Source organism: Shewanella sp. SM32, from assembly GCF_025654235.1.
GTDB classification, from domain to species: Bacteria; Pseudomonadota; Gammaproteobacteria; order Enterobacterales; family Shewanellaceae; genus Shewanella; species Shewanella oncorhynchi.
Map to the genome: position 1 here is coordinate 33797 of NZ_JAKKRO010000043.1, position 8035 is coordinate 41831.

Consider the following 8035-nt stretch of genomic DNA (forward strand, 5'->3'; position numbering starts at 1 on the left):
AGCCCTAAGGGGCTTCGTTTGTTTTAGCGCAAGATTGACATAACAACAGTCCGTTAATCAGTACCCTACAGTTCTGAATTTCGGCAAATCTGGAACAAGGTTTATCATGACCAAGCAAACCCTCACTCAGTTAGAACAGCACGATTTATTCCTACGTCGTCATATCGGCCCAGATAGCAGCCAACAGCAAGCCATGCTGAACTATGTTGGTGCTGAGTCTCTGGACGATCTGACCGCGCAAATCGTGCCTGAGTCGATCCGTTTAAGCCAAGATCTGAGCATTGGTGATTCCTGCGGCGAAGCCGAAGGCATTGCTTACATTCGTGGTTTAGCGAAACAAAACCAAGTATTTAAGAGCTATATCGGTATGGGTTACTACGGCACTCAAGTGCCAAACGTGATCCTGCGTAACGTATTTGAAAACCCAGGTTGGTACACGGCTTATACGCCATATCAGCCAGAAATCGCCCAAGGCCGTTTAGAAGCCATTCTAAATTTCCAACAAGTGTCGATGGATTTAACGGGTTTAGATTTGGCTTCTGCTTCTTTGTTAGATGAAGCAACTGCTGCTGCCGAAGCGATGGCGCTGGCAAAGCGCGTTTCTAAAGCGAAAAAAGCCAATATCTTCTTCGTTGCCGATGATGTGTTCCCGCAAACCTTAGACGTAGTGAAAACCCGCGCTGAGTGTTTTGGTTTTGAAGTGGTGGTTGGCCCTGCATCTGAGGCCGTTAACCATGAGCTGTTTGGTGCTTTGTTCCAATATACTAACCGTTTCGGTCAAATCACTGACTTCAGCGAATTATTCGCAACTCTGCGTGCGAAGAATGTGGTTGTGACTGTCGCTGCCGACATTATGTCTTTAGTATTACTGAAATCACCGGGCGCTATGGGCGCCGATGTGGTATTCGGTAGTGCCCAGCGTTTTGGCGTGCCAATGGGTTTTGGTGGTCCACACGCGGCCTTCTTCGTTGCCCGTGACGAGCACAAACGTTCTATGCCTGGCCGTATCATTGGTGTGTCAAAAGACGCCCGTGGTAACCGCGCACTGCGTATGGCAATGCAAACTCGTGAGCAACATATCCGCCGCGAAAAAGCCAACTCAAACATTTGTACTGCACAAATTCTGTTGGCGAATATGGCGTCTTTCTACGCCGTATTCCACGGTCCAGATGGCCTGAAAACTATCGCATCACGCATCCACCGTTTCGCCGACATTTTAGCGGCAGGCTTAAAAGCGAAGGGCGTGAACTTAGTCAACAGCACTTGGTTTGATACTGTTAGCATCAAAGGCTTAGATGTTGCTGCCGTCAATGCACGCGCACTGGCTGCTGAAATGAATCTACGTTTCGATGCCGATGGTATTGTGGGCGTGAGCTTAGACGAAACCACATTACGCACAGATATCGAAGCCCTGTTCGATGTGATCTTAGGTGCCGGCCATGGTTTAGATGTTGCCGCGTTAGACGCGCAAATCGTTAGCCAAGGTAGCCAATCGATTCCGGCGGCACTTGTGCGCCAAGATGCGATTTTAAGCCACCCAACCTTCAATCGTTATCAAAGCGAAACCGAGATGATGCGTTATATCAAACGTCTCGAAAGCAAAGACTTAGCACTTAACTACTCGATGATTTCACTGGGCTCTTGCACCATGAAGTTAAACGCAGCGGTTGAAATGCTCCCAGTGAGCTGGCCAGAATTTGCCAACATGCACCCATTCAGCCCACTGGACCAAGCCAAAGGCTTTACTCAGTTGATTGAAGAGTTGTCGACTTGGTTAGTGAACATCACAGGCTACGACGCTGTGTGTATCCAACCTAACTCTGGCGCTCAAGGTGAATACGCTGGTCTGTTAGCCATCAAGAAATACCATGAGTCACGTGGCGATGCGCACAGAAACATCTGTTTGATCCCGCAATCAGCCCACGGTACTAACCCTGCATCGGCGCAATTAGCCGGTATGCAAGTGGTGGTGACGGCCTGTGACAAGCAAGGTAACGTCGATTTAGAAGATCTGAAGACGAAAGCTGCCGAAGTGGCTGAAAACCTGTCTTGCATCATGATCACTTACCCATCGACCCACGGTGTGTATGAAGAATCTATCCGCGAAATCTGCAACATAGTGCATCAGCACGGCGGTCAAGTGTACTTAGACGGCGCTAACATGAACGCGCAGGTCGGCTTAACGTCTCCTGGCTTTATCGGTGCCGACGTATCACACCTTAACCTGCACAAAACCTTCGCGATTCCACACGGCGGCGGTGGTCCAGGTATGGGCCCAATCGGCGTGAAATCACACTTAGCCCCATTTGTTGCGGGTCACGTTGTGGTTAAACCGGGCCGTGAAAGTGACAACAACGGCGCCGTATCGGCTGCCCCTTACGGTAGCGCAGGCATTCTGCCGATCAGCTGGATGTACATTAAGCTGTTAGGCTCTGAAGGTCTTAAAAAGTCGACCCAAACTGCGCTGTTAAACGCTAACTACGTGATGAAGAAGCTGTCAGAACACTACCCAGTATTGTTCCGTGGCCGTAATGATCGCGTCGCGCACGAATGTATTATCGACCTACGTCCACTGAAAGAAGCTTCAGGCGTGACCGAAATGGATATCGCTAAGCGTTTGAATGACTACGGTTTCCACGCGCCAACCATGAGCTTCCCTGTTGCGGGAACCCTGATGATTGAGCCGACGGAATCTGAGTCTAAGGTGGAACTCGATCGTTTCATCGACGCTATGGTGTCAATCCGTGCCGAAATCGCCAAAGTAGAATCGGGTGAATGGCCAGCGGACAACAACCCGCTGCACAACGCACCGCACACTATGGCCGATATCATGGACCCAGAGTTTGATACGCGTCCATACAGCCGTGAAGTGGCCGTGTTCCCAAGTGCAGCAGTGCGTACTAACAAGTTCTGGCCAACCGTAAACCGTATTGATGATGTGTACGGCGACCGTAACCTAATGTGTTCGTGTGCACCATTATCAGACTACGAATAATTAATAATGGCTACTTAGGCTAGCTACTGCGGCGTTGAATGAGGCTTTCGCATAGCTCGAAATAGAGAGTTTGACAGGAGTCAACTCCGCGCGAAAGCTTTCAATCCGCCTTGCATTAGCTTCGCCAGCAACGCAATTATGGTGTAGTTGGCTTCAGCGAATTTGAAGCATAAAAAAGCGACCGAAAGGTCGCTTTTTTATTGCCTGCCGCAGGCTTCCGCATTCTTTTATATTCGCTACATCAGTGACTCACCGGCAATAATTTAAATATTAGTCGTCCCTGTAGGCTCTACTAAAAGACCCATGTTTTAAAAGGTCACTGGTGCAATAATGCCTGTTCTGGTGTAACGGTTGAGCACAGAGTTATGCTTGTTCTGATATATCCCAAATACGAGACGCTTGCTGATAAAACGGAGGTGTTACAGGCTTGCCAATAAGCTATTAACAAGCTCGAAACCATACACCTCCATTGAGGTATAGTTATTATACTCAGAGACAGGGATTCGTTTAATTTCTTCCTCTCCCTTATATAGTCCTCCTGCATAATTAAAGATCCTTAACTCGTCTTTATCTTCGGTCAGGTCTGCATGTCCAATTATCTCCCAAGAACCATTTTTTACATTTTGATTCCCAGTAAATATAACTTTCATTTCTTTCCCCATATCCATGATAGGAAGAGGGCGAAGTACGTCATCACTTTTAAAAACTTTATTATCCTGTAGAAATAGGACGCAGAAACCTATGACTTGCTTAAACTTCCCTTTTGGGGCAAAAACAATTTGGCAGATGGCAAATTTACCCTCTGTAGGAATAATAAAAATATCACCTTCTTGATATCTCATTTTCACAATCTTTTACCTCTTAGAATAGAAAGAGCATCATCCAATATCTTATCACCCCAATCACAACTTTCTACTTTAGAAGGGTTAAATTGTGCCGTCCACCTTTAATGATTTGAATTTTATTTCTGTTGAGTTAAGTGGTGCGAAATAGCTTTATCATGGCTTTTGGCTACGATATTTCCCAATTGCCTGCCGCAGGCTCTCGCACTGTTACACCAGTGACACGCTGTAAATACGTCCCTGTAAGCTCTGCTAAAACATCCATGTTTTAGAAGGTCACTGGTGCAACAATGCCAGTTCTGGTGTAACCATTGAGTGAAGAGTTATGCCTGTCGTGACATTTGTTTCCAACCCCGAGGTGACCATATATACCTTAGCATGTTGTTAACATTTGCTAACTTTTGATAGGTTAAACAGTATTATCACGATATGGGAGGTCATCCATTAGAGCTTGCCCTGGTGTTGCAAGCCAATGCCAAAGCTGTTCCTGTGTTATTACTCCTATTGCTAAACGAAGTAATGCCTCTCCAAGATCATGGCTTTCGACAACGCTTAATCGCCCGCAGTTTGTTATGACAGGAGCAACGCTCGGATCAACCCCTGGATGGCATAAGGTGCAGCAGAATGCATCTCCATGCCCATGAATTTCTGAAGCTGCAAGAACTTCGGTAGCACCATTATAATCAACAAGTTTATCTCCTTTTTTAGATTTTAATTCTAAAACTAATTTTGGAGAGTTTTTTATTTTTAACAAATAATCAGGTGCACCTGTTTTTTGTTTATCATCAATTTTTTCGAATAATATACCTAAAGCTTTTAAAAGGTTTTCTAACGAAACTTCAAAATTATCACCTAGAGAAGAATAGTAACTTTCAAATAGTAAGCCTAAACCACACTGTTTAGCCTTATTTATATGGCGAGTTGCAGCGTCTTTTCTTTGTAATGTTTTCCATTGTCTGCATGCATCCCTTAGCCAGTTTGCTTTCTGGTGAGGAGAAGGTTTAATTTTGTTGAAAACAGATAATCTAATTGCATCTAATTCTGAGTTTCCTAAACATAATATTTCAGAGGAAGTTATGTTTAACTCTTTAAACTTTAATATTTCATTTCTATTGATTTTAAAATTTTGAGTGCTTTTTACTTTAGATATTGCAGTCATCCAGAGAACATCATCGGGAAGTCCCTCGTTTAGTCTGTAACTTAAACGTCTAATTGTCCTTGGTAACTTCCTAAGCTTTTTCAATAAATCATCATTATTTTGTAAAAAAGAAGGCCTACTAGAAATCGGAACTCTTGTATCAACAGCAGACATTATAATTGTAGATAGTCCTTGCATGACCCATATAAGATTTCTAAACATTTCACTTAGCATTCCAGCTGTTAGATTAGGTAAATATTGCTCTAGTGCTCTAATTTCAAACCCTGAAATCCAATCTAATGAAATTTTAGCTCCATTTATTGCTGGAATATTTGCTTGCCATACTGGCTCATATAGATTTGGGGCATGGTTAGATGGATCGAATAAATACGTTCCCAATGGGTATGGTAGAAATCTAGTAGGCTGTTTACCATCTTGGGCTGTAAACTCTTGACTTGAAAAACATGCTGAGAAAATAAGGAAAGCCAAAGTTTTTTCATCTCTATTATTCAGGCAGTCAATAAAAACATCAATCTTTTTTGTACAATATTCTAATAAGTTAATACCAGTATTAGGTTGAAGGCCACTAAACGCTGTCGCTTTACCTATTTCTGTTGTTATTAATAAACCTGAACCAGTTTTTATAAGCATTCCTTTTGTAGCTAGTTGATCTACAGCTGTTTGGATACAAGATGGCCAATTTTTAAAATTATTTAAATTATTATCAGCTTCCCTTAAGCCGCTTAAAGTGCCACAAATTAAATCTGAAATTGTTGCTACAGAATTGCATAAGCCAGATGCAATTAGTTGAAGTGAAAGTTGCTCGAAACCAGAGGGATAAACTCTACTTTGCAGTGCTGGTAGTGTCGATAAATTCAAGTAATGTCCAGCCAACATTTTGTCAATTGGAGTAATAGCCGTAAAAATTACCCTACCTACTTCATGTTCAAAACCCATTCGGCCAACGCGGCCTGACATGTTATGGAATTCCGCAGCATCAATTGGAATATGCTGTCTTTTATCACCATCCCAGCGTTTCCAAGAAGAGAATACTGCAGCACCGAGTGGAAAGTTAACACCTGCACCAAGTGTAGATGTAGCAAAGACGACATCTAATTTATTTTCTATTAGTTGAGTCTCTATAATATTTCGCTCTTCATCTGTCAAATCAGCACTATGTGAACCTATTCTATGTTCAATTATTCCTGATAGAAACTGATTTGCACTTGTCTCAGGTAACTCCTCAAAAGCCAGGGAAAGCTGTGGACTTGAAGGTGATATATATTTTTCAACAAATAGTTTTGCTAAATCATATGTATCTTGCTTTTTCATACAAAAAACAATAATTGGTGTAGGAGGGGATTCATGTTTTAGTAAATGTGAAACGATTGAAAGTGCATTTGATTCAGTATTTGGTGGTAAAGGCCTGTTTTCCACAATCTCATCAGGTAATGCTGTGCTGCATGAAGCAATAGAGTTTTGCCCCCAACATTCGTAGTTAAGGTGTTTTTCTCGTATAACCTGTTTAACTAATTTAATCCCAAGCCAATTAGCTAGCATTTCAGCGTCACTACTTTGGAGTACCGCAGAAAGTCCAACAAATTGACGCCAGCCTGCAGTTTTTAATAACGTTAGGAGAACCTCAACACTTTGACCTCGATACTTGTCTCCAATTAATTGTATTTCATCACAGACTATAACTGTGTTGCTCATATCTTTAGGAATGCCTGATGCAGATAACATAGCTAGGTACTTTTCGTAAGTAGCAACTAGGAGCCTCGAGTTTAGAGGATCACTTGGTAATTCATTATTTGCATCTTCAATGAGATCCCCAGTCGCAATAACGAGTGAGCTTTGATCATTCTCTAAGAGGGTTGGAAGTAATTGAACTTTGAAATCTGCAAATTTTTGCTTAGCTAACGCTCTATGAGTGACAAGATATACAGTTGTGCAGCCAGCTTGAATGCCATTTGCTAGTCCCCATGTTGCGATTTGGGTTTTACCTGTTGATGTTGGTGAAACAACTAAAATGCTTTCTCCACCACCCACACCAGCTTCAAGTGCTGCAAACTGTACTGTAGTGGTCAAGTAAAATTGGCCACGGTTTTAGAGTCATTCCAATATAAACGTTCTGACTCATTTGGCGTTAACCCACCATTATATTGATGGGGTCTGGTCTCACTGTAGTATCCAGTGATGTAATTTGTGATCTCTTTATCTGCTTCTGTAAAATTCCCATAACCACTRGCGGGTATCCACTCAGATTTCAAACTTCTAAAGAAACGCTCCATTGGTGCGTTATCCCAACAATTCCCGCGGCGACTCATACTTTGCTCAATCTGAAGACGCCATATTAATTGTCTGAATTTCAAGCTTGTGTAATGCGAACCTTGATCGCTGTGATATATCACATTCTCAGGCTTACCCCTTAACTCAAATGCCATTTTCAAAGCTTTACAGGTCAGCGCACTATCTGGTGATAATGACAAGGCCCATCCAATAGGCTTGCGGGAAAATAAGTCAAGAACAACGGCTAGATAGGCCCAGCGATTACCGACCCAAACATACGTCACGTCGCCACACCACACTTGATCTGGTTGAGTTACTGCAAACTGTCGATTAAGCGTATTGGGGATTGCAACATGCTCTTGTGTCGCTTTCCGATAAGAATGCTTAGGCTGCTGACAGCTTAATAACCCAAGTTTTTTCATTAGATTACGGGCTCGATAACGACTGAGACCAATCCCTTTGTTAGTCACTAATTGCGCTATCGTTCGCGCACCGGCAGAGCCATGACTAATACGATGTGCAGCCTTCACTTCACTGCATAAAATAGTAAAGTCTGCATCAATATGTTCTTTTCTTTTTAGCCAATACTTATAGCTACTTCGATGCACTTTGAATGCATTACAAATTGTGAGAATAGAGTGGCTCTGCTTGAGTGCGCTGATTAGCGTAAATTGTTCATCGAGTCTGACATCAAGAGAGCGGTTGCCTTTTTTAGGATAAGATTGTGCTCCTCAAGACGAGCTATTTGCTTCTTCAGCTCACGGATTTCAA

3 protein-coding genes and 1 pseudogene are annotated in these 8035 nt (G+C 42.9%); 1 reads left to right on the plus strand and 3 read right to left on the minus strand.

What is annotated here, in order from left to right; all coding sequences use genetic code 11:
- Positions 1–106 precede the first annotated feature (106 nt).
- Positions 107–2995 (plus strand): aminomethyl-transferring glycine dehydrogenase, encoded by a 2889-nt coding sequence (gene gcvP / locus L5M10_RS16345; protein ID WP_263255596.1) that lies wholly within the window; start codon positions 107–109, stop codon positions 2993–2995.
- A gap of 419 nt (positions 2996–3414) precedes the next feature.
- On the opposite strand, the gene L5M10_RS16350 is transcribed toward gcvP, so the two are convergent.
- The 3 genes and pseudogenes from L5M10_RS16350 to L5M10_RS16360 all read right to left on the minus strand — a co-directional run.
- On the minus strand, positions 3415–3837 hold the full coding sequence (locus tag L5M10_RS16350) for an Imm26 family immunity protein (protein ID WP_227498156.1): 423 nt from the start codon (positions 3835–3837) through the stop codon (positions 3415–3417).
- A gap of 409 nt (positions 3838–4246) precedes the next feature.
- Entirely contained in the window at positions 4247–7063 is a 2817-nt protein-coding gene (locus L5M10_RS16355; RefSeq protein ID WP_263255597.1) for a DEAD/DEAH box helicase, read from the minus strand.
- A pseudogene (locus L5M10_RS16360) lies at positions 7060–8035 on the minus strand (IS3-like element ISSba5 family transposase); the annotation flags it as partial. The pseudogene L5M10_RS16360 and the gene L5M10_RS16355, both read right to left, overlap by 4 nt.

What these genes read in the sequence shown, in the direction of transcription:
- gcvP (WP_263255596.1), top strand. Translation starts at nt 107, where the DNA reads ATGACCAAGCAAACCCTCACTCAGTTAGAACAGCACGATTTATTCCTA.
- L5M10_RS16350 (WP_227498156.1), bottom strand. Translation starts at nt 3,837, where the DNA reads ATGAGATATCAAGAAGGTGATATTTTTATTATTCCTACAGAGGGTAAA.